This window comes from Nocardia shimofusensis NBRC 100134 (genome assembly GCF_001613125.1).
Lineage (GTDB): Bacteria > Actinomycetota > Actinomycetes > Mycobacteriales > Mycobacteriaceae > Nocardia > Nocardia shimofusensis.
Genome location: NZ_BDBT01000018.1, coordinates 97,016 through 118,466 on the forward strand (window position 1 = coordinate 97,016; position 21,451 = coordinate 118,466).

Genomic DNA, 21,451 nt, shown 5'->3' on the forward strand with positions numbered 1-21,451 from the left:
AGGACCCGATCCGGGTCGCGAATTCCGGCGCGCCCGCACGGGCGACGAGTATGGTGTGGGACGCCTGGGGCGATCCGGCGGGGCACAAGCCGCTGTCGGAGCAGATCCGCGGCCTGCTGCGGCAGGTGTTCGGGATCTCCGGCGACGCGGTGGCGCGACGCGATGAGGGCGAGGTGCCACTGCGTCCGTCGGCGCTGACCGCCGACGACCACAGCGGCCTGGCCGCGGTGGTAGGTGCTGACCGGGTCAGCGTCGACCACCGCGACCGGCTTCGGCACGCGGGTGGCAAGAGTGCGCTCGATCTGCTGCGCCGCCGCACCGAAGGTCCGCAGGACGCCCCCGACGCGGTCGTCTTCCCCGCCGATCACGACGAGGTTCTCGCGGTGCTGGCGCACTGCGCCGAGCACGGCATCGCGGTGGTGCCCTTCGGCGGCGGGACGAGCGTGGTCGGCGGTCTGGACCCGGTGCGTGGACGCTTCCGGGTGGTCGTGGCGCTGGACCTGCGCCGGCTCGACGAACTGCTCGCCCTCGATGCCCTCAGCGGCACCGCGACGCTGGGTCCGGGGCTCACCGGTCCGCGCGCCGAGGAATTGCTCGCCGCGCACGGCTTCTCGCTCGGACACTTCCCGCAGAGCTTCGAATACGCCAGCATCGGCGGATTCGCCGCCACCCGGTCCTCGGGTCAGGCGTCGGCGGGCTACGGGCGCTTCGACGACATGGTGCAGCGGCTGCGGATCGCCACGCCGAGCGGCGAACTGGATCTCGGCCGGGCCCCCGCCTCTGCCGCCGGACCCGATCTGCGTGAGGTCTTCCTCGGTTCGGAAGGGGTGCTCGGCGTCATCACCGAGGTCACCGTGCGGGTGCATCCGGTGCCGGAAACCGTTGTGCATCAGGCGTGGTCGTTCCCGGATTTCGCCGCAGGCGCGCTCGCCCTGCGCACCGTCGTGCAGTCCGGCATGGCGCCGACCGTGCTCCGCCTGTCCGACGAGGTCGAAACCGGGCTGAACCTGGCCCGGTCCGGCGACATCGGTGGCGAACCGGTGCACGGCTGCCTGGCGATCACCGTGTTCGAGGGCAGCGCCGCGGCGGTGGCCGCCCGCCGGACCTTGGCCGAGGAGATGCTGCGCGCGGCCGGCGGACGCGACCTGGGCCAGGAGCCCGCGCGGCAGTGGGAGCACGGTCGTTTCGCCGCGCCGTATCTGCGGGACGCGCTGCTCGACGTCGGGGTGCTGTGCGAGACGCTCGAGACCGCGACCACCTGGTCGAACGTCGCCGAGCTGAAATCCGCGGTGACCGGCGCGCTCACCGAATCCCTCGGCGGCCAGGGCACGCCGCCGGTGGTCATGTGCCATATCTCGCACACCTATCCGACCGGCGCGTCGCTGTACTTCACCGTCGTCGCCAAGGCGCTCGGCACGCCGATCGAGCAGTGGACGAAGGCCAAGAGCGCCGCGAGCGAAGCCATCGTCCGGGTGGGCGGCACCATCACCCACCATCACGCCGTCGGTGCCGACCACCGGGCCTGGCTGCCCGAGGAGATCGGTGAGCTCGGCGTCCGGGTGCTCACCGCGATCAAGCGTGAAGTCGACCCCGTCGGCATCCTCAACCCCGGCAAGCTGATCTGATGAGCGCTCGCGACTACCCGGCGCCGCGATCGGTGCTGGTCGTGGCCAACCGGCAAGCCGGTCACGGCAGGGGACACGACGCCGCCGATGCCGCGCTCGCCGGGCTCGCCACAGGCGGCGTCGAGGTCGCCGAGGTCCACGCGCGGTCGGCGGCGGACGCGGTGCGACAGGTGCGCGCGGCGCTGAGCGAATCGACGACCCGCCCGGACGTGGTGGTCAGCGTCGGCGGCGACGGCTTGGCCTGCGCCTTGCTCGAAGCGCTCGCGCAATCCGGCGTCCCGCTCGGCCTGGTGCCCAGCGGCACCGGCAACGACCTGGCTCGCGAACTCGGCGTACCCGTCGGCGACACTGCCGCCGCGGTCGGCGTGGTGCTGGGCGGACGCACCCGGGTCATGGACCTCGGGCAGATCGCCCCGGTCGGCGCGTCGGGCTCGCCGATGTGGTTCGCCACTGTGGCGGGAACCGGGTTCGACGCGCGAGTCACCCTGCACGCCAACAGAATGCGGTGGCCGAAGGGTCCGTTGCGCTATACCTTCGCGGCCTTGGCCGAGATCACCAAGGGCATCGGCTTGCCGTATCGGATCGAATTGTCCGGCGTCGCCGTGGGCGCGCTGGACAATCCCTCCGGCGACACGGTGATCGAGACCGATGCGGTCATGGTCGCCGTCGGTAACACCCGCACCTACGGCGGCGGCATGCTGATCTGCCCGGACGCCGAGATGGACGACGGCTATCTCGACGTCACCGTCGTCGGCGCGGTCTCGCGGTTGTCGATGCTGCGGCTGCTGCCCGCGCTCTCGGCGGGCAAGCGGGTCGACCACCCCGCTGTCACCCAGTACCGCGCCGCCGCCGTCACGGTGGCCTCACCGGGGGCGCCGGCCACCGTCGACGGCGAGCCCGCGGGAACCCTGCCGGTGACGCTGCGCGCGGTACCGCGGGCGTTGACCGTGCTGGTGCCCTGATCCGGCGGACGGCCTGATCCGGCGGACCGGGCCGGCTCGCGTGGCCGGTCCGGTTCAGAGGTCGAAGGTGATCGCCGTGAGCCGGTTGATCGCCGTGCGATCGGCGATGATCACCGAGGCCGCTCTCGCGGGCGCGGAGTCGGTGACCGCGCCGACCAGTTCGGCCCATCGTCGGCAGTGCAGGTCGAAGAACAGGCCGCTGCTGCGACGGCCGCGCCGCGCCTGACTCGCCCTGGCCACCGGTGGCGCGACATCGATCATGACGATGTGCAGGCTGCGGCGGTGCGCGCTCGCCCAGCGGGAGATCAGCCGCCTGCTCCAGCGGAACGTCCCGCAGTCGTGGATGATCACCGGCCCGGTCGCGGAGCGCAGCGCCCGGCGGATGGTCGCGAAGTGCGCGATCTGCACCACCGGCCGCCACAGCGGATACGGCAGCCGGTGCAGTCGTCTGGTCCAGCGATTGCGTGCGTGCTGGGAGTCGATGACGACCCGGCCGTCCGGACCGGTCGGGGGGTGCAGCTCGGTCGCGCCCGAGCCGAAGAACCGCAGCAGCGCCGTGCTCTTGCCCGCGCCGGGCACTCCGGCGAACACCAGGGCGGCCGTCCGGGGATACCGCAACCGGGCGATCGCGTCGTGGAGGTCGTCCGCGATCGGCTCGCGCCCGCCGGGTTCGCCGATGCCAGGCCCGCGACTCCCGAGATCACCACCGCGCGCGTCCTCCCGGTGGGGGGCGGCGGCGCGCAGGTCGTGGACGGCGAAGGGAGCCAGCGCCGCCGGTCCGACGAGCGTGGCTCGCGGGGCGGGGGCATGCAGGGGTGTCGCGTCGAGCGGGGGGTTCACCTCTTCCAGATTCCTGTGTCCCGGCCGTTTCGGCAACCGGGAAAACCCTGATTCGCCAGTGTGATTCGCCCCCGACGTGCGTGGGAGTAATGGTTTTCGCCTCGATCCGAGCAGGTAGGCAAGGGCGGCAACGGCATTCGTGCCCTTTAGCGACGCGCCCCGGGCGGGCGGGCGGTGCCTGCGCGGGTGCTTCCGGTCGGCGACGAGCGGAGGGAGCCGGGTGTTCCGCGCTCCTGCCCGCGCCGACGCGATGACACCGCGAGCCCTCGGAAAGGTGTGATCGGTCACGATCGGGCGCCGACGCCGCTGGTGGCGAAACCAGCCGATAGAGGCCTTGGGCCGCGAACCTGAGAATTGCTTATGGAAGGAGACTACCGGCCGGTAGAAGCGCTAAACTAGGCCACAGAGGCGGAGTCTTCGGTGTCCCTCATCCACCGAAGACTCCGCCCTCTTCCTGTCCGCACCCGCCCGGTCCTCCCGGCGCGAGAGGGTCGGATAATCGCCTGGCACGCCCCCGATAGGATCACGGGGTGACCAGCGCAGCCCCTGACAACTCGCATGATCGTGCCGCCGCCCTCCCCAAGAGCTGGGATCCCGGCGTCGTCGAGGCCGAGATGTACGAGCGCTGGGTAGGCGCGGGCTATTTCACCGCCGACCCAGGCTCCGGCAAGCCCGCGTACTCGATCGTGCTGCCGCCGCCGAATGTCACCGGCACCCTGCACATGGGCCACGCCCTCGACCACACGCTGATGGACACCCTGGCCCGCCGCAAGCGGATGCAGGGTTACGAGGTGCTGTGGCTGCCCGGCATGGACCACGCGGGCATCGCCACCCAGAACGTGGTGGAAAAGCAGCTCGCCGCCGACGGCAAGACCAAAGAGGACTTCGGTCGCGAGCTGTTCGTGCAGAAGGTGTGGGACTGGAAGCACGAATCCGGCGGCTCGATCCAATGGCAGATGCGCGCCCTCGGCGACAGCGTCGACTGGAGCCGCGACCGCTTCACCATGGACGACGGCCTCTCGCGCGCCGTCCAGACCATCTTCAAGCGCCTCTACGACGACGGCCTGATCTATCGCGCCGAGCGCCTGGTGAACTGGTCGCCGGAACTGCGCACCGCCATCTCCGACATCGAGGTCAAACACGAGGACGTGGAGGGCGAGCTCGTCTCCCTGCGCTACGGCTCCTTGAACGACGACGAACCGCACGTCGTGGTGGCCACCACCCGCGTGGAGACCATGCTCGGTGACACCGCCGTGGCGGTGCACCCCGAGGACCCGCGCTATCAGAAGCTGATCGGCACCACGCTCGAGCATCCGATCACCGGACGGCAGATCCCGATCGTGGCCGACGATTACGTCGATCCCGAGTTCGGTTCCGGCGCAGTGAAGATCACTCCCGCGCACGACCCCAACGACTTCGAGATCGGTGTGCGGCACCAGCTGCCGATGCCGACGATCATGGACGAGCGCGGCCGGATCGCGGGCACCGGCACCGAATTCGACGGCATGGACCGTTTCGAAGCCAGGGTCAAGGTGCGCGAGCGGCTGGCCGAGGAAGGCCGCGTGGTCGCCGAGAAGCGTCCCTACATCCACAGCGTCGGGCACTCCGAGCGCTCCGGCGAGGCGATCGAGCCCCGCCTGTCGATGCAGTGGTGGGTCAGGGTGGAGTCGCTGGCCAAGGCCGCGGGCGACGCCGTGCGCAACGGTCAGGTCGCCATCCATCCGGCGAGCCAGGAGCCGCGCTGGTTCGAGTGGGTCGACAACATGCACGACTGGACCATTTCGCGCCAGCTGTGGTGGGGCCACCGGATTCCGATCTGGTACGGACCCGAGGGCGAAGTGGTGTGCGTCGGCCCCGACGAGACCGCGCCCGAGGGCTGGATCCAGGACCCCGACGTCCTCGACACCTGGTTCTCCTCCGGCCTGTGGCCGTTCTCCACGATGGGCTGGCCCGAGGCCACCCCGGAGCTGGCGAAGTTCTATCCGACCAGCGTGCTGGTGACCGGCTACGACATCCTGTTCTTCTGGGTGGCCCGGATGATGATGTTCGGCATGTACGTCTCCGAGGACGCCGCGCTCACCGCGGGCAAGGCCCCGGGCGTGCCGCAGGTGCCGTTCCAGGACGTCTTCCTGCACGGTCTGATCCGCGACCAGCACGGCAAGAAGATGTCCAAGTCGCGGGGCAACGGCATCGACCCGCTGGACTGGATCCGCTCCTACGGCGCCGACGCGCTGCGCTTCACCCTGGCCAGGGGCGCGCAGCCGGGCGGTGATCTCTCGGTCGGCGAATCGCATGCGCTGGCCTCGCGCAGCTTTGTCACCAAGCTGTTCAACGCCACCAAGTTCGCGCTGCTCAACGGCGCCGCGCCGGGTGAGCTGCCGAGTCACGCGAGCCTCACCGATGCCGACCGCTGGATCCTGGACCGGCTCGACGAGGTGCTCGCCGAGGTCGACACGGCCTTCGACGCCTACGAGTTCGGCAAGGCTTGCGAGGCGCTCTACCACTTCGCGTGGGACGAACTGTGCGACTGGTACCTGGAGTTGGCGAAGGTCCAGTTCGCCGAGGAGGGTGCGCGCGCCACGACCACCCGAACGGTGCTCGGCAATGTCCTCGACGCGGTGCTGCGCCTGCTGCATCCGGTGATCCCGTTCGTCACCGAATCGCTGTGGCAGGCGTTGACCGGCGGCGAGTCGGTGGTGGTGTCGGCGTGGCCGCGGCGCGGCACCGAGACCGCCGATCCTGTGGCCGCGCGCCGGATCGCCGACGCCCAGCGCCTGATTACCGAGATCCGCCGCTTCCGCAGCGATCAGGGCCTGGCGGACAAGCAGAAGGTCGCCGCCACCCTGATCGGCTTGGCCGAGGCCGACCTTCTCGCGCTGGCCCCCGCCGTCGCCAACCTCGCCCGGCTCACCGAACCCGGCCCGGATTTCTCGGCCACCGCCGAGGTGGAGGTGCGCCTGAGCGGCGCGACGGTCACCGTGCAGGTCGACACCTCGGGCACGGTCGACCTCGAGGCCGAACGCAAGCGCCTCGAGAAGGACCTGGCCGCCGCGCAGAAGGAACTCGCGACCACCGAGGCCAAACTCGGCAACGAGGCATTCCTGGCGAAGGCCCCCGAAGCGGTCGTGGACAAGATCAAGGGGCGCCGCGACGTCGCCGCCGCCGAGGTCGAGCGGATCGGTGCCAGGCTCACCGAGTTGGGGGCCAAGTGAGCGACGACGACACGGGCGCGAACCCGGAACCGGAGCCGCAGTACCACGACGAGTCCGGGGCCACCCGTCTGGGCTCGGGTCCCTCGCCTGTCGATCTCGCCGAGATGGCGCTGGTCGAGGCCGAACTGGATCGGCGTTGGCCGGAGACCAAGATCGAGCCCTCGCTCGCCCGGATCTCCACGCTGATGGATCTGCTCGGTTCGCCGCAGCAGTCCTACCCGGCCATCCACATCGCGGGCACCAACGGCAAGACCTCGGTCACCCGGATGATCGACGCGCTGCTCACCGCGCTGCACCGGCGCACCGGCCGGATCACCAGCCCGCACCTGCAGCTCGCCACCGAGCGGATCAGCATCGACAACGCGCCGATCAGCCCGGCCAGGTACGTCGAGATCTATCGCGAGATCCAGCCGTACGTCGAGATGATCGACCAGCAATCCGCTGCGGCGGGCGGACCCGCGATGAGCAAGTTCGAGGTGCTCACCGGCATGGCGTTCGCGGCCTTCGCCGAAGCGCCGGTCGATGTCGCGGTGGTGGAGACCGGGATGGGCGGCACCTGGGACGCGACCAACGTGATCGACGGCCAAGTCGCGGTGATCACGCCGATCGGCTTGGACCACACCGACTATCTCGGCCCCGACCTCGCCTCCATCGCGGGGGAGAAGGCGGGCATCATCAAGCGCGCCGAGGAGAGCCTGGTCCCGCACGACACCGTCGCGGTGATCGCCCGGCAGGAACCCGAGGCCATGGACGTGCTGCTGCGTCGTGCCGTCGAGGTGGACGCGGCCGTCGCACGCGAGGGCTCGGAGTTCACGGTGCTCGCCAGGCGGGTCGCCGTCGGCGGTCAGCAGCTGACGCTGCAGGGCCTCGGCGGTGTGTACGACGAGATCTTCCTGCCCCTGCACGGTGAGCATCAGGCCCGCAACGCCTCGCTCGCCCTCGCCGCGGTGGAGGCGTTCTTCGGGGCGGGCGCCCAACGCCAACTCGACCTGGAGGCCGTGCGCGCGGGCTTCGCCTCGGTGGCCGGCCCAGGGCGGATGGAACGGATGCGCAGCGCGCCGACCATCTTCATCGACGCCGCGCACAATCCGGCGGGGGCGCGGGCGCTGGCCGAGACGATCGGCACCGAGTTCGACTTCCGCAAACTCGTCGGGGTGATCGCGGTGCTCGGCGACAAGGACGCCGCAGGCATCCTGGAAGCGCTGGAACCGGTGTTCGACGAGATCGTGGTGACCAGCAACGGTTCCCCGCGTGCGTTGGATCTCGACATCCTGGCCGATCTGGCGGTCCAGCGCTTCGGTGACGAGCGGGTCGTCGTCGCGCCGACCCTGCCGGACGCGCTGGAGACCGCCATCGCCCTCGCCGAGGACGTCGCGGACAGCGGTGAGATGGTCTCCGGAGCGGGGGTGGTGGTCACCGGTTCGGTGGTCACCGCAGGAGCCGCCCGCGCCCTGTTCGGAAAGGAGCCGGCATGAGCTCGGCAGAGCACCAGCCCGACCAGCCCGACCAGCCCGACCGACCCGACCAGCCCGGCCGTCCCGCCGACGTGCCGGCGCCACCGGACCCGTGGAAGGGCCTGCGCGGCGTCATGGCGGGCACGTTGGTCCTGGAATCCATCGTGGTGCTGCTCGCGCTGCCGATCGTGGCGGATCTCGGCGGCGGGATCACCTGGGTGTCGGGCACCTACCTGGTCGGCGTAGCGCTGGCGATGATCCTCGGCGCCGGGCTGCAGGGGCGATCCTGGGCGCTGGCCTACAACCTCGGCCTGCAGGTGCTCGTGCTGATCGGCGGTCTGTTCCACCTGTCGATCCTGGTCATCGGCGTGCTGTTCCTGCTGGTATGGGCGTTCGTCCTGATCCTGCGCGGCGAGGTGAAGCGCCGGATGGACCAGGGGTTACTGCCCAGTCAGCGGCTCGGCGAAGCGGGTCGTTAGGCTGTGCGCCGTGACTGAGCAGACGTTGGTACTCATCAAGCCGGACGGCGTGTCGCGCGGCCTGGTCGGCGAGGTGCTGGCCCGGGCCGAGCGCAAAGGCCTGACGATCGCCGCCCTCGAACTGAAGCAGGTGTCCGAGGAACTGGCTCGCGAACACTACGACGAGCACGCCGACAAGCCGTTCTTCGGTTCCCTGATCGAGTTCATCACCTCCGGCCCGGTCGTCGCGGCCGTGCTCGAGGGCCCGCGCGCCATCGCGGCCTTCCGTCAGCTGGCCGGCGGCACCGACCCGGTGGAGAAGGCCACCCCGGGCACCATCCGGGGCGATTTCGGCCTGGAGACCCAGTACAACCTGGTGCACGGCTCGGACTCGCCCGAGTCGGCCAAGCGCGAGATCGGCCTCTGGTTCCCTTCGTTCCCGATCTGATTCCGACCGTCGTAGGTACTCGTGGCGGCGGGGAAACCCCGCCGCCACGAGCGTATTCCCGGCCGCCGGACCAGGCGGCAACCTCCGGGCATTCGTTCGTCTGTGCGCCGATGGCAGGGTACGAGCGCGGTGTATGGGATACTGGTAGTGGTCGTCGTCGATACCGACGGTTCGCGCGGATGCGCGAGCGGTGGGTGACGACGGTGACCGGATGACACCACGGTTCGATGCCGATCATCGCTGCCACGGACGCTCACACCCGATAGCTCGAGGGTGCGGGAGTCCGCGTCGGCACGCTGGATGAGCGCTCGTTCCGTGGAGTTCAGCCAACAGCCAGGCGCCGCGTGACCAGTTAGCCCGAACGACGAAGAACCAGGTGACAACCGGGCACGCGGGGCGAGACCATTGGACCTCGCGTCGACGACGCGAGGTGTACGGACAGTGCCCCCGCGTCGGCCGCGTCACAGTCGTGGACTGGAACGCGCCCGGGGGTCCGAGGAGACTTCGTGGCCGATCAAGAGCCGCTGGACACAACATCACAGGATGCCGATCAATTGCCGGAGCGAATCCGAGTTCACGCACTTGCCAAACGGCTGGGAGTGACCAGCAAACGCATCCTCGCCAAGCTCAGCGAGTTGGGCGCAGAGGCGCGCAGCGTGCAGTCCAATGTGGACCGCGCGGTTGCCGAATCCGTGCGTGACGCGCTGGTCGCCGGCGACGCCGAAGCCGAGGCCGCCGCGCCGACGGCGACGGGAGCCGCGGCGGGCGAGGCCGGGACCGGTGCGGCCGCCGCACCGCAGGCGGAGCCGGAACGGGCAGCACCCGCGCAACCGGGTCTGCTGTTCTCCGCGCCCGAGCCGGCGCAACGCACCGACACCCCGAGTGAGCACCGCTCCGGCGGCGCGCAACTGTTCACGCACGCGCCCGCGCCGCAGCCCGCCGCTGAGCCGGTGGCCTTCCAGCCGCCCGCCGAAGTGGCCGCCCCGCTGTTCCTGCCGCCGGACGCCACGGCCGCCGAGCAGTTGCGCAAGAAGCGCCGCGCCGAGCGGGACAGTCGTCGCGCCGAGCGGGAGGCTGCCGAACCCGCCGCCGAGATCGGTGTCGAGACCGAGGCGGTGCCCTCCGCGCCCGAGACCGACGACACCGAGCAGGACCAGCGCCGCGATGCCGAGCAGCACGATGACGCCGACGGTCAGCCGCGCAGGCGCCGTCGCGGTCGTCGCGGCCGGGGTCGTGGCCGCGGTGAGCAGCAGAACGACGGCGATCAGACCGACGAGCACGACGGCGACGACCAGGACCGCGACGGTCGGGACACCGACGGTGAGGAATCCGACGCCGACATCGCCGACGATGCCCATCAGGCGAGCACCGACGCCGATCACGAGGCCGACGCCGACGAATCCGGCGACGAGGGCGACACCGCCGAGGCGTCCGAGGATTCCGACGACACGGCCGAGGGGTCCACTCGTCGCAGGCGCCGTCGCAGGCGCCGCAAGGTCGGCGGGGACGGTGAGCCCGAGCTCGCCGACGACGATCCGCCGAACACCGTCGTGCACGAGCGCGAACCGCGCAACAAGTCGCGCGGCCGCGCGAGCATCGACGAGGTGCAGGGCATCACCGGTTCGACCCGGCTGGAGGCCAAGCGCCAGCGTCGCCGCGACGGGCGCGAAGCCGGACGGCGGCGTCCGCCGATCCTGACCGAGTCGGAGTTCCTGGCCCGCCGGGAGGCAGTGGACCGGGTCATGGTCGTCCGGGAGAAGAACTTCCCCGACAATCCGAACATCACCCAGGTAGCGGTGCTCGAGGACAACATCCTCGTCGAGCACTTCGTCACCGACACCGGTGCGCCGTCGATGGTGGGCAATGTCTACCTCGGCAAGGTGCAGAACGTGCTGCCGAGCATGGAGGCGGCCTTCGTCGACATCGGCCGCGGCCGCAACGGCGTGCTCTACGCCGGTGAGGTGAACTGGGAGGCCGCCGGCCTGGGCGGCAAGGAACGCAAGATCGAGCAGGCGCTCAAGCCCGGCGACCAGGTCCTGGTGCAGGTGTCCAAGGACCCGGTGGGACACAAAGGCGCGCGCCTGACCACCCAGATCAGCCTGGCAGGACGCTTCCTGGTCTACGTGCCCGGCGGCACCTCCACCGGCATCAGCCGCAAGCTGCCCGACACCGAGCGCAAGCGGCTCAAGGAGATCCTGCGCGAGATCGTTCCCGCCGACGCGGGCGTCATCATCCGTACCGCCTCCGAGGGCGTCAGTGAGGCCGAACTGGCCCGTGACGTCGAACGGCTGCAGACCGCCTGGCGTGCCATCGAGGAGCAGTCCAAGAAGGACGGCGGCGGGCCGAAGACCCTCTACGAGGAGCCCGACCTCCTGGTGAAGGTCATCCGTGACCTGTTCAACGAGGACTTCTCCAAGCTGGTCATCGAGGGCGACCGCGCCTGGACGACGGTGGAGAACTACATCCGCACCGTCGCCCCCGACCTGCTGGCGCGGGTGTCGCGGCACGAGAACGACGGCCCGGGCAACAACGGTGTCGACGTCTTCGAGGCGTATCGCATCGACGAGCAGCTGGCCAAGGCACTGGATCGCAAGGTGTGGCTGCCCTCCGGCGGCACCCTGGTGATCGATCGCACCGAGGCCATGACCGTCATCGACGTCAACACCGGCAAGTTCACCGGCTCCGGGGGCAGCAATCTGGAGGAGACCGTCACCAGGAACAACCTGGAGGCGGCCGAGGAGATCGTGCGCCAGATGCGGTTGCGCGATATCGGCGGCATGATCGTCGTCGACTTCATCGACATGGTGCTCGAGTCCAACCGGGATCTGGTGCTGCGCAGGCTCACCGAGGCATTGGGCCGCGACCGCACCCGCCACCAGGTCTCCGAGGTGACCTCACTCGGCCTGGTCCAGATGACCCGCAAGAAGCTGGGCACCGGGCTGGTGGAGGCCTTCTCGACCACCTGCGAGCACTGCCACGGCCGCGGCCTCATCGTGCACAACTACCCGGTGGAGCTGGCGCAGTCCGAGGACGCCGCCGGCCGCAGGGAGAGCGGCACCCGGCGTCGGCGCGGCCGGGACAAGGCCGCGCCCGCCGCTGCCGCGACCAACGGCGTCGTCCCGCATCTCGCCGAGCCCGTGGAGGAGGCCGCGGTCAGGCGCGCGCATCCGGTCGCGCTGGCGATGGCTGCGCATCAGTCGGATGAGCCCGGCGAGGCCGCGTCCCCGGCGGATGGCGCCGAGCACGTCGATGCCGTGGTGTCGACCGAGACCGCTGTGGCGCAGGAGACCGCGTCTGCCGCGGATGGCGCCGAGCAGGCGGGGCAGAAGCCGAGCCGGTCGCGGCGGCGGTCGCGGCGCGGTGAGGCGGCTCGTGCCGCGGCGGCCGAGGCCGAGGCCGTGATCGCTGCCGAGCAGGCGGAAGCCGAAGCGGCGGAGACGGCGGCATCCGTCGAGTCCGGTGCCGATGCGATGACGACCGTGCCCGACGTCGAGACTGCGGAGGTCGAGGAGGTCGAGGTCGAGCAGACTCCGGCCGCCGCTCTCGTCGGGGCGGACACCGCCGCCGAATCGACCGACGAGGGCAGCCTCGCCGCCGAATCGGCCGCAACGGGCGAACCGGCGACCGCTGCCGAGTCCGAGCCGGGCGTCGCACCCGCCGCGGCGGCCGAGGCTCCCGTGGCCGTGGCACCCGCCGCGGTGGCCGAGACGGCGACCGAACAGGCATCGCAGCCCCGTCGCCGTCGGGTTGCCCGGACCAAGGGCGCGCTCTCGACCGACAGCGGGCCCGCCGTGTTCGTGGTCTCCGGCAGCGAAGCGCCCGCGGCGCCGGTCCTCGACGACGGTCCCGAGCCGGTCGTGCTGCCCCGGGAACGGCCGCGGCGCCGTGCGGTGGGCCGTCCTGCCGGCCCGCCGGTGGACGCGCCGAACTGAGTCCGTCCCGGTGGCGGTGGGCCTGCGGGCGCGCCGCCACCGGTCCGGCGGCAGGGTGGCCGAGGGGTTGCCGGTACCGCGAATTGGGTAGTCGGGAGCCCTTCTGCTAGCCTTGACCAGTCGCTGCCTGGCGATGCGCATGATGCCGACGCGCCCGAAGTGCTATCCGATGGGGAAGACAGACATCGGAGAAGACACGAGCGGTCGGCGGAGCAAGCGCCCCGTGCAGCAACCAGCCAAGACAAGTCGCGTCGCAACCTGTGGCGCGATGAGCACGATTAAGACATACATCGAGTGGAGGAAGCCGACCGATGGCAACGTACGCGATCGTCAAGACCGGCGGAAAGCAGTACAAGGTCGCGGTCGGTGACCTGGTGAAGGTCGAAAAGATCGAAGGCGCGCCCGGCGCCGCCGTCGAGCTCTCGCCCGTCCTCGTGGTGGACGGCGCCGAACTGACCACCGACGCGGCCGCTCTGGCCGGCCGTTCGGTGACCGCGGAACTGGTCGAGCAGACCAAGGGCCCCAAGATCCGCATTCACAAGTTCAAGAACAAGACCGGCTACCACAAGCGCCAGGGTCACCGTCAGCCGCTGACGGTCCTGAAGGTCACCGGCATCAAGTAAGACACCCCGAGGAGACAGAGCTATGGCACACAAGAAGGGCGCGTCCAGCTCCCGGAACGGACGCGATTCCAACGCCCAGCGACTCGGCGTCAAGCGCTTCGGCGGTCAGACCGTCAAGGCAGGCGAGATCCTGGTCCGTCAGCGCGGCACCCACTTCCACCCCGGCGTGAACGTCGGCCGTGGCGGCGACGACACCCTGTTCGCCCTGTCGGCGGGCGCGGTGGAGTTCGGCACCAAGCGTGGCCGCAAGACCGTGAACATCGTTGCTTCCGAGATCGCGGTCCCGGAGCCGGTTCAGGCCTGACCGCCGAGCCGATCCGGACTCGAGCCGAGCGGGTCAGGGTGCCAACCCTGACCCGCTTTTCGCGTTCCCGACCGGGTGCGCACAAGTCGTCGTGCCATAGCAGGGTGCGAGCGACGCCACGTTCGTCGACCAGCCCAGAAGGAGGATGATTCGACCATGTCGAAATTCATCGACCGTGTCGTGCTGCATGTGCGCGCAGGCAAGGGCGGTCACGGCTGCGCGTCGGTGCACCGCGAGAAGTTCAAGCCGCTCGGCGGTCCGGACGGAGGCAACGGCGGCAACGGCGGCGATGTCGTCCTCGAAGTCGACCCGAATGTGCACACCCTGCTCGACTTCCACTTCCATCCGCATGCCAAGGCCGGCAACGGCAAGCCGGGCGAGGGCGGCAACCGGGACGGCAAGATGGGCGCCGATCTGGTGCTGAAGGTGCCCGACGGAACCGTCGTCCTCGACCGCGACGGCGAGATCCTGATCGACCTGGTCGGACCGGGCAACCGGTTCGTCGCCGCGCGCGGCGGTCGCGGCGGGCTCGGCAACGCGGCGCTGTCGTCCAAGGCGCGCAAGGCCCCCGGCTTCGCGCTGCTCGGCGAGGAGGGCGAGGAACACGAACTCGTCCTGGAACTCAAGTCCGTCGCCGATGTCGGCTTGGTCGGCTTCCCCTCGGCGGGCAAATCCTCGCTGGTGTCGGTGCTCTCGGCGGCCAAGCCGAAGATCGCCGACTACCCCTTCACCACCCTGGTGCCGAACCTCGGCGTGGTCGCCAGTGGCGACACCACGTTCACCGTCGCCGACGTCCCCGGCCTGATCCCGGGCGCCAGCGAGGGCCGCGGCCTCGGCCTGGACTTCCTGCGGCATCTCGAACGCTGCGCGGTGCTCGCCCACGTGGTCGACTGCGCGACCCTCGAACCCGGGCGCGACCCGATCTCCGACGTGGACGCCCTCGAAGCCGAGCTCGCCGCCTACAAGCCCGCGCTGTCGGCCGACGCGAGCCTGGGCGATCTGGCCGACCGGCCGCGCGTGGTGATCCTCAACAAGACCGACGTGCCCGACGCCGCCGAACTCGCCGAGATGGTGACCCCGGAGTTCACCGCGCGCGGCTGGCCGGTCTTCCAGATCTCGGCCGTCTCGCGCGCCGGGTTGCGACCGTTGACCTTCGCGCTGGCCGACCTGGTCCGCGAATACCGGGAGGCGCACCCGAAGGCCGCGCCCAAGCGTCCGGTCATCCGTCCGATCGCGGCCGACGAGTCCGGTTTCAGCGTGTACGCCGACCCGTCCGAGCCCGGCGGTTTCATCGTCCGCGGCGCGCGCCCGGAGCGCTGGGTGCGCCAGACCGCCTTCGACAACGACGAGGCCGTCGGCTACCTCGCCGACCGGCTGGCTCGCCTCGGCGTCGAGGAGGAACTGGTGCGCCAAGGCGCCGAGCCGGGCGCCCCGGTGACCATCGGCGACGTCTGCTTCGAATGGGAGCCGCAGATCACCGCGGGTGTCGACATGGTGCGCACCGGCCGCGGCACCGACGCCAGGCTCGAACAGTCCGAGCGCATCGGCGCCGCCGAGCGCAAGCACGCGTCCCGGGTGCGCCGCGGTCTGGTCGACGGGGACGAGGACGAGCAGTGACCGAGTTGCCCGGGACGCGTGGCTCGGTGGGGGACGGAGAACAGCGGTGAGATCCGCCCGCGCCCACCGCGCCGCCGGGGCGTCGGTCCGCGCGGGTGTGCGGTAGGAGTGTTGTTGTGACACAGGTGAATTCACTCGGTGCGCAGGAGCGGGAGCTGAGCGAGGCCAGGCAGGCCATCGCCTCGGCGCGCAGCGTGGTGGTGAAGATCGGTTCGTCGGCGCTGACCAGCTTGAAAGGCGGGCTCGACACCGTCCGGCTGGACCGGCTCGCCGACGCGGTGGAGGCACGGATGCGCGCCGGTTCCGACGTGGTCGTGGTGTCCTCCGGCGCGATCGGCGCGGGCCTGGCCCCCCTCGGGTTGACTCGCCGCCCGCGCGATCTGGCAACCAAACAGGCCGCCGCCAGCGTCGGCCAGCTCGCCCTCGCGCACGCCTGGGGCACTTCCTTCACCCGCTACGGTCGCACCGTCGGCCAGGTCCTGCTCAGCGCAGACGACTTCGCTCGTCGTGAGCACCATCGCAATGCCCAGCGCACGTTGGATCGGCTGCGCTCGCTCGGCGCGGTCGCGGTGGTCAACGAGAACGACACCGTCGCGACCGAGGAGATCCGCTTCGGCGACAACGATCGCCTCGCCGCGCTCGTCGCCCACCTGGTCGGCGCCGACGCGCTCGTGCTGCTCTCCGACGTCGAAGGTCTCTACGACGGCGATCCCCGTAAAGGCGCGGCCTCGTTCATCCCGGAAGTCCGCAGCAGCGCCGACCTCGACGGCGTGATCGCCGGCAGCGGTGGCGTGCTCGGCACCGGCGGCATGGCCTCCAAGCTCTCCGCCGCGCGGCTGGCTGCCGACGCGGGCGTGCCGGTTCTGCTGGCCGCCGCGGAACAGGCGGGCATCGCACTGTCCGAGGGCACCGTCGGCACCGCCTTCGCCGCCCGCGCCACCCGACTGTCCGCCCGGAAATTCTGGGTCCGCCACGCCGCCGACAGCCGCGGCGCGCTGGTCCTCGACGACGGCGCCGTGCACGCCGTCGCCGTCGCCCGCCGCTCCCTGCTCGCCGCGGGCATCATCGGCGTGCGCGGCCGCTTCCACGGCGGCGACGTCGTCGACCTGCTCGCCGCCGATCATCGCCTGGTCGCCCGCGGCGTCGTCGAATACGACAGCACCGAACTGTCGACCATGCTCGGCCGATCCACCACCGAACTCCCCGACACCATGCAGCGCCCCGTCATCCACGCCGACGACCTGGTCAAGGTCTAGACGTTCCGCTCCGTTCTCCGCGGGGCAACTCGGCGTATCGCCACAGGCCGATGCCGTGACTGCGAACTATGTCTTCGGTGCCGGCGATGTCCAGTCCTTTCGGGGGCGGCAACAACCTGTGGCCTTACGGTCGGCAGCATCTCGTCTTCGCCCGGCTGGACCAGGAGGATCGAGCGCGAGAGAACGAGGAGACCCGAGCGGGTCGGTTCGCAGATGCTCGGCGAACGGCGGCTGCATCCGGTACCAGCCGGGATCGCGCCTCGCGGCCGCAGCCGTTGCGCGAACCGCACGGGGTGTCGAAGCCGAAACCCGGTGTCCGGCCGGTCAACTCGAAGTGGCGGGGCCGGAGGTGATGCGCTGGTCCGGTGCGGGAAGGTCGAGCATGCGGATGTAGGCGCCGAGGAGGGCCGTGGCGTCGAGCATGGCGAGGCCGTGGGCGGTGAGTTTCGACTGCCACCGGGCCAGGGAATCGGTCAGGGTGTCGGCGCTGCCCGCGGTGCGGAGGTGGTCGACGACGGTGGCGATGTGGGCCGGGGGATAGCCGCCGCGTCGTAGCAGGTGGCCGAGGCGGGCGTCGCGGATGTCGGCGGGGCGGTAGACACGGTAGCCGGTGCGGGGGTCGCGGGCGGGGACGAGAACGCCTGCTCGTTCCCAGGCGCGCAGGGTGGCCGGTGACAACCGGAGCAGGCGGGCCAGTTCGCCGATGGTTCGGACGCCGCTGACCTCCGCCGGATCCGGCGTCTCGGTCGCGAGAGGGCCGATCGCGCCGCGGACCTGGTCGAGCGTCTCCCGGTCGCGTACCAGTTGGACGTGGCCGCGGTCGACGGTGCCAAGCGCGGTGTCGAGGTCGTCGCGATGCAGCGCCCGCATGATGGCGCCCGCTGTCGCGTATCCGAAAGCGGCGACCAAGGCGAGGTAGGCGCGCAGCGCAGCCGCGTGCCGTTCGGTGTAGATCCGGTAGCCGGAGGCCGTGCGTCCGGCGGCGGGGAGGAACCCGTCGCTCTCGTAGTTGCGCACGGCTTGCGTCGACAGTCCGTGCTCGCGCGCCAGATCGGCGGGGCGCAGGCTTTTCACCTGTTTGAGAGTAGCGGCAGGTGTTCCTGGGAGAATCTCGCCGAGAGTCTCAACCGTGCTTTCAGAGATACGATTGAGACACATGAGTCGAGATATTCGTGAATTCCTGACGCCGTCCTGCACCGTGCTCGCTGTGGGCGAACCCACCCACCTCGAGCCCTCGATCGCCTGGCTCCGTAACGAACTGCTGGCCGGACTGGCCGATCACGGGTTCGCCTCCATCGCCCTCGAAACCGATCGGGTGGCCGCGCGCCTGGTCGACGACTACGTCCGTCGCGGCGTGGGCGATCTCGACACCGTCATGCGCGAGGGCTTCTCCCACGGCTTCGGAGCGTTTCCCGCCAACCGGCAACTGGTGAGTTGGATGCGCGACCACAACGAGAACCTGCCTCCGCAGCGCCGCCTCGCCTTCCACGGCTTCGACGCCCCGCTGGAGACCATGAGCGCGCCCAGCCCGCGCCGCTACCTCGAATTCGCCCGCGCCTACCTGGACTACGACGTCGACATCGCCGGCCTGCTCGGCGACGACGAACAGTGGAGCCGCACCGAAGCGGTGCTCGACCCGGCCGCCTCCCTCGGCCTGACGGCCGAAGCCCGGCAGCTGCGCGTCATCGCCGACGACATGTGCCTCGAATTCCACATCCGCACACCAGGTCTGATCGCGGCGACTTCTCGCGACGAATGGCACACGGCGCGAATGCATCTCATGGCGGCTGTGCATCTGCTTCGCTATCACGCGAAATGCGCCCGGCGCATCGACGAGCGGGACCGGCTGACCGGGATGTGCGCCACCAGGGACGTGTGCATGGCCGAGAACCTCGCCGACATCCGAGTCACCGAGGCCGCGCGCGGGGCCACCCTGGTCTTCGCCCACAACCTGCACCTGCAACGCAATCCGGGGGCGATGCGGATGGGGGAGGTCACGGTGGACTGGTTCAGCGCGGGCGCGATCTTCGACGCCATGTACCCGGACGAATATCGTTTCGTCGTCGGCAGTCTCGGCCGCAGTGCGACTATCGAACTCGGTGAGCCCGCTCCCGGCACCTTCGAGAGCTTCCTGCAGTCCCGGACCACCGGTTGGGGGCTGTCCGCGCCGGATGTCCTTCCCGCCGGACGGATCCGCACCGACATCAACCCGATGCAGGGCTATTTTCCGCTCGATCAAGACATTCTCGACCGGGCCGACGCCGTTCTGCATGTCGCAGACGGGGTGGCGGTCACCGAATCGGTTCGGGCCGGCTGAGCCCGGCGCGACGAGCCGCGCGCGACGTTACCGCCGGGTCAGGACCTGGTCGGGATCACGCCGGGCTGATCCATGCCCGATTCGTGTGCCGCTCCTTGCGCTCCGTCGGGGATCGGGCCGGTCACGCCGGGTTGGCCGCCGGGGTCGGGAAGTTGACCCGGTTCGCCGACGTGCGGCTCGGGAGCCGGCTCCGGCACGGGGACCGGCTCCGGTGCGGGTGCAGGTTCCGGTGCAGGGGCCGGTTCTGGTTGCGGCGCGGGTGCGGGTTGCGGTGCAGGGGCCGGTTCCGGTTGCGGTGCAGGTGCAGGTGTCGGCTGCGGAGCGGGTTCCGGTTCGGTCGGGCTGGGGGGAGCCGGGGGTTCCGGAGCCGGGGTAGGAGCGGATTCCGGTGGTGCCTCCTGAGTCGGAGGAGGAGCCGGCTCCGGTTCGGGATGAGGTTCCGGGCTCGGCGCCTGATCGGTCGGCGGCGCGGGTTCGGCGGGAGGTTCCGGTGGAGTCGGCTCGGACTCCGGTCCCGGCGTCGCCCCCTCCTCCGGCGCGGCATCCCCGCTCGGCGGCGCGGAATCCGGCTGCGGCTGCTGCGGCTCCGGCTCGTCCGCGGTGCCAGGGGAGACATCGACAGACGGTGCGGGCGCCGACCGCTGCGGTGCGAGCTCATCGCCGCCGGGAACCCGCGGAGATCCCGGCGGCTCGGGCAGCGCCGGGACACCGGTGCCCGCCGCGGAGTAGGCGGGCTTGTAGATCATGTTCATCGCGAGCACGGCTTCTTGGCGCAGCGCCTCCTGCATCATCTGCGCGTCGATGACCTTGGCGGCCTCCAGCAGGCGGGCGATCGCGCCGATCGGGCCCGAATCACCGGGTGGCACAACGGCGAGCTTCACCGCTTCGGCGGCCGCGGCGACCGCGCCCAGACGGGCACCGACCTGCCCCATCACCGCGGTCAGTTCTTCGACCGAGGCGGCGAAACTGCGGGTGCTGGCGTAGGCGGCGTCGGCGGCGGCACCCTCCCACTCCATCGAGTTCATCACCCGGTCCGCGGCGGCCCTCGTCAGCGGCATCGCGCCGGCCACGGTGGCGGCCGCCTCCAGCCACACCCCCGACGCGCGCAGGATCTCACCGGCATCGATCTGCTGGGTCTTGGCATAGATCTCTTCGTGCGACATCGACTCGAAGTGCTCCATCGAGCTGATGTAGGTGGGATCGGTGCCGGTCATCGGGGCAGCCTCGTCTCGATCGCGCGCAGCGCCGCGGCGTTGGCGGCATCGGCTTCCTCGTAGAGCCCGGCGCTGATGAGAAACGCTTCTTTCATGCGGTAGGACGCCTCGATGTAGTGGTCGAGCAGCGTCGCGGCATCGCGCGCTTTGTGCCCGAAACCGGCCTGCAACTGCTTGGCCGAATCGAATCCGCCGAAACCTTGTGCCTGGGTGACCGATTCGATCCGATCCCGCAGATGCAGCAGCCGGTCGGCCTGCTGCTCGTACATGTCGGCGCAGCGGCGGGCGGCCTCCGGATCGAATCGAACCTCGCCCGTGCCGGCCTGTTCCTTGAACCGCGCGATATCGGCTCGGCTCGACTCCAGCGTCATGCGCACCCCCAGCGATCGGTCGGTCCGACCGGAACGCCCACCGGTCGTGTCCGATTCAGCCTAACCGCTTCCGCCGACACCGTCGCGCGCGTCGCGCTCACCTGGCTCGGGAGGGCACCCATTTCTGCAGTTGCCCCGCCACCTGCTCGGCCGAGGCGGGCACGACGCGCACGGTCTCGTCCGCCTTCACCAGATACCGGCCGTCGCCCTCGACATCCATCCAGGTGTAGTGCACCGGCGGTGGCGGCTGTGGCCGATCCAGTCGCGGCTCGATCCGGATGTGTCCGGACGCGGCGTGTTTCGACAGCAACAGCCTGCGGATCCGCGCGACCTCGGGTGCGGGTCGTACCGCTTCGGTGTCGTAGACCGCGGCTGTCGACGCAGCCCGCGCGGCCTCGCGGCCGGGCGGCGCCTTCGGCAGCACACTCGCGATCCCCGCCCCGAGTTTCGCGGCGTGACCGATCGAAATCCGTACCGAGCCCGCCTGGCCGACCCGCGCCGAACGTCCCTGGACCGCGAGCACCGCCCGATCGAACACCACGCACGCCAGCAGCCGCAGCTCGGCCCGCGGATCGGAGCCCTGGCCGACCGCGAGGAACCGGGTATGCGGATCGGCCAGAATGCGCAGGCACGCGGTCAGATCCGGGTCGGTGCCCGGCGGGAATTTCTGCGCCAGCATGGCGCGCATCACCTCGGCGGCGTGCTCGGTGCGTGGCGATTCCAGGATGCGCAGCGGATACGGCGGCCGGTCGACGTCGGTCTCCCGCCAGACATGGGCGAACTCGTCCGGCGTGAAAATCCAATGCACTGTGCCGATT

Annotated in this window: 17 protein-coding genes; 12 read left to right on the forward strand and 5 right to left on the reverse strand. The window is 70.6% G+C overall.

Annotated elements, in window-relative coordinates:
- Nucleotides 1-50 precede the first annotated feature (50 nt).
- Together NS3_RS18375 and NS3_RS18380 are read left to right on the forward strand one after the other, a co-directional pair.
- The gene (locus tag NS3_RS18375; RefSeq protein ID WP_067861348.1) at nt 51-1,625 is read left to right on the forward strand and encodes an FAD-binding oxidoreductase; all 1,575 of its coding nucleotides are present in this window, start codon (nt 51-53) and stop codon (nt 1,623-1,625) included.
- Entirely contained in the window at nt 1,625-2,587 is a 963-nt protein-coding gene (locus tag NS3_RS18380; RefSeq protein WP_067861270.1) for a YegS/Rv2252/BmrU family lipid kinase, read from the forward strand. The genes NS3_RS18375 and NS3_RS18380 overlap by 1 nt, the downstream gene beginning before the upstream one ends.
- A gap of 54 nt (nt 2,588-2,641) precedes the next feature.
- On the opposite strand, the gene NS3_RS18385 is transcribed toward NS3_RS18380, so the two are convergent.
- Nucleotides 2,642-3,427, reverse strand: a complete 786-nt coding sequence (locus NS3_RS18385) for an AAA family ATPase (RefSeq protein WP_245649681.1) — start codon at nt 3,425-3,427, stop codon at nt 2,642-2,644.
- A 530-nt stretch (nt 3,428-3,957) separates the two neighbouring features.
- Between NS3_RS18385 and NS3_RS18390 the strand changes: the two genes are divergently transcribed.
- From NS3_RS18390 to proB, 9 genes are all read left to right on the forward strand, one after another.
- Entirely contained in the window at nt 3,958-6,639 is a 2,682-nt protein-coding gene (locus tag NS3_RS18390; RefSeq protein ID WP_067861272.1) for a valine--tRNA ligase, read from the forward strand.
- A 104-nt stretch (nt 6,640-6,743) separates the two neighbouring features.
- Nucleotides 6,744-8,114, forward strand: coding sequence for a bifunctional tetrahydrofolate synthase/dihydrofolate synthase (gene folC, locus NS3_RS18395; protein WP_067861351.1), 1,371 nt, complete (start codon nt 6,744-6,746; stop codon nt 8,112-8,114).
- The gene (locus tag NS3_RS18400; RefSeq protein WP_084495723.1) at nt 8,111-8,572 is read left to right on the forward strand and encodes a DUF4233 domain-containing protein; all 462 of its coding nucleotides are present in this window, start codon (nt 8,111-8,113) and stop codon (nt 8,570-8,572) included. The genes folC and NS3_RS18400 overlap by 4 nt, the downstream gene beginning before the upstream one ends.
- Nucleotides 8,573-8,582: 10 nt before the next feature.
- Entirely contained in the window at nt 8,583-8,999 is a 417-nt protein-coding gene (gene ndk / locus NS3_RS18405) for a nucleoside-diphosphate kinase (protein WP_067861274.1), read from the forward strand.
- Nucleotides 9,000-9,505: 506 nt separating this feature from the next.
- Nucleotides 9,506-12,931, forward strand: a complete 3,426-nt coding sequence (locus NS3_RS18410) for a translation initiation factor IF-2 N-terminal domain-containing protein (protein WP_067861276.1) — start codon at nt 9,506-9,508, stop codon at nt 12,929-12,931.
- A gap of 311 nt (nt 12,932-13,242) precedes the next feature.
- Entirely contained in the window at nt 13,243-13,554 is a 312-nt protein-coding gene (gene rplU / locus NS3_RS18415) for a 50S ribosomal protein L21 (protein WP_040795043.1), read from the forward strand.
- A 22-nt stretch (nt 13,555-13,576) separates the two neighbouring features.
- Nucleotides 13,577-13,858: a 50S ribosomal protein L27 gene (gene rpmA, locus NS3_RS18420; protein WP_067861277.1), complete on the forward strand. Its 282-nt coding sequence runs from the start codon at nt 13,577-13,579 to the stop codon at nt 13,856-13,858.
- A 156-nt stretch (nt 13,859-14,014) separates the two neighbouring features.
- The gene (gene obgE, locus NS3_RS18425; protein WP_067861278.1) at nt 14,015-15,475 is read left to right on the forward strand and encodes a GTPase ObgE; all 1,461 of its coding nucleotides are present in this window, start codon (nt 14,015-14,017) and stop codon (nt 15,473-15,475) included.
- Between the two features lie 155 nt (nt 15,476-15,630).
- Nucleotides 15,631-16,731, forward strand: a complete 1,101-nt coding sequence (proB, locus tag NS3_RS18430) for a glutamate 5-kinase (protein WP_067861356.1) — start codon at nt 15,631-15,633, stop codon at nt 16,729-16,731.
- A gap of 324 nt (nt 16,732-17,055) precedes the next feature.
- Here the strand turns inward: proB and NS3_RS18435 are convergent, their stop codons facing one another.
- Nucleotides 17,056-17,805 carry a TioE family transcriptional regulator gene (locus NS3_RS18435; RefSeq protein WP_067861279.1) on the reverse strand — a complete coding sequence of 250 codons (750 nt, stop codon included), beginning with the start codon at nt 17,803-17,805 and terminating at the stop codon, nt 17,056-17,058.
- 82 nt (nt 17,806-17,887) lie between these two features.
- On the opposite strand from NS3_RS18435, the gene NS3_RS18440 reads away from it, so the two are divergent.
- A complete protein-coding gene (locus NS3_RS18440) occupies nt 17,888-19,048 on the forward strand; it encodes an erythromycin esterase family protein (RefSeq protein WP_067861280.1) in 1,161 nt (386 codons plus the stop codon).
- Nucleotides 19,049-19,086: 38 nt separating this feature from the next.
- Here NS3_RS18440 and NS3_RS18445 read toward each other — a convergent pair whose 3' ends face one another.
- The 3 genes from NS3_RS18445 to NS3_RS18455 form a co-directional block, all read right to left on the reverse strand.
- A complete protein-coding gene (locus tag NS3_RS18445; protein WP_067861281.1) occupies nt 19,087-20,262 on the reverse strand; it encodes a hypothetical protein in 1,176 nt (391 codons plus the stop codon).
- Nucleotides 20,259-20,633: a hypothetical protein gene (locus tag NS3_RS18450; protein WP_067861282.1), complete on the reverse strand. Its 375-nt coding sequence runs from the start codon at nt 20,631-20,633 to the stop codon at nt 20,259-20,261. The genes NS3_RS18445 and NS3_RS18450 overlap by 4 nt, the downstream gene beginning before the upstream one ends.
- Nucleotides 20,634-20,730: 97 nt before the next feature.
- Entirely contained in the window at nt 20,731-21,441 is a 711-nt protein-coding gene (locus NS3_RS18455; RefSeq protein ID WP_067861283.1) for an ESX secretion-associated protein EspG, read from the reverse strand.
- Nucleotides 21,442-21,451: the final 10 nt, after the last annotated feature.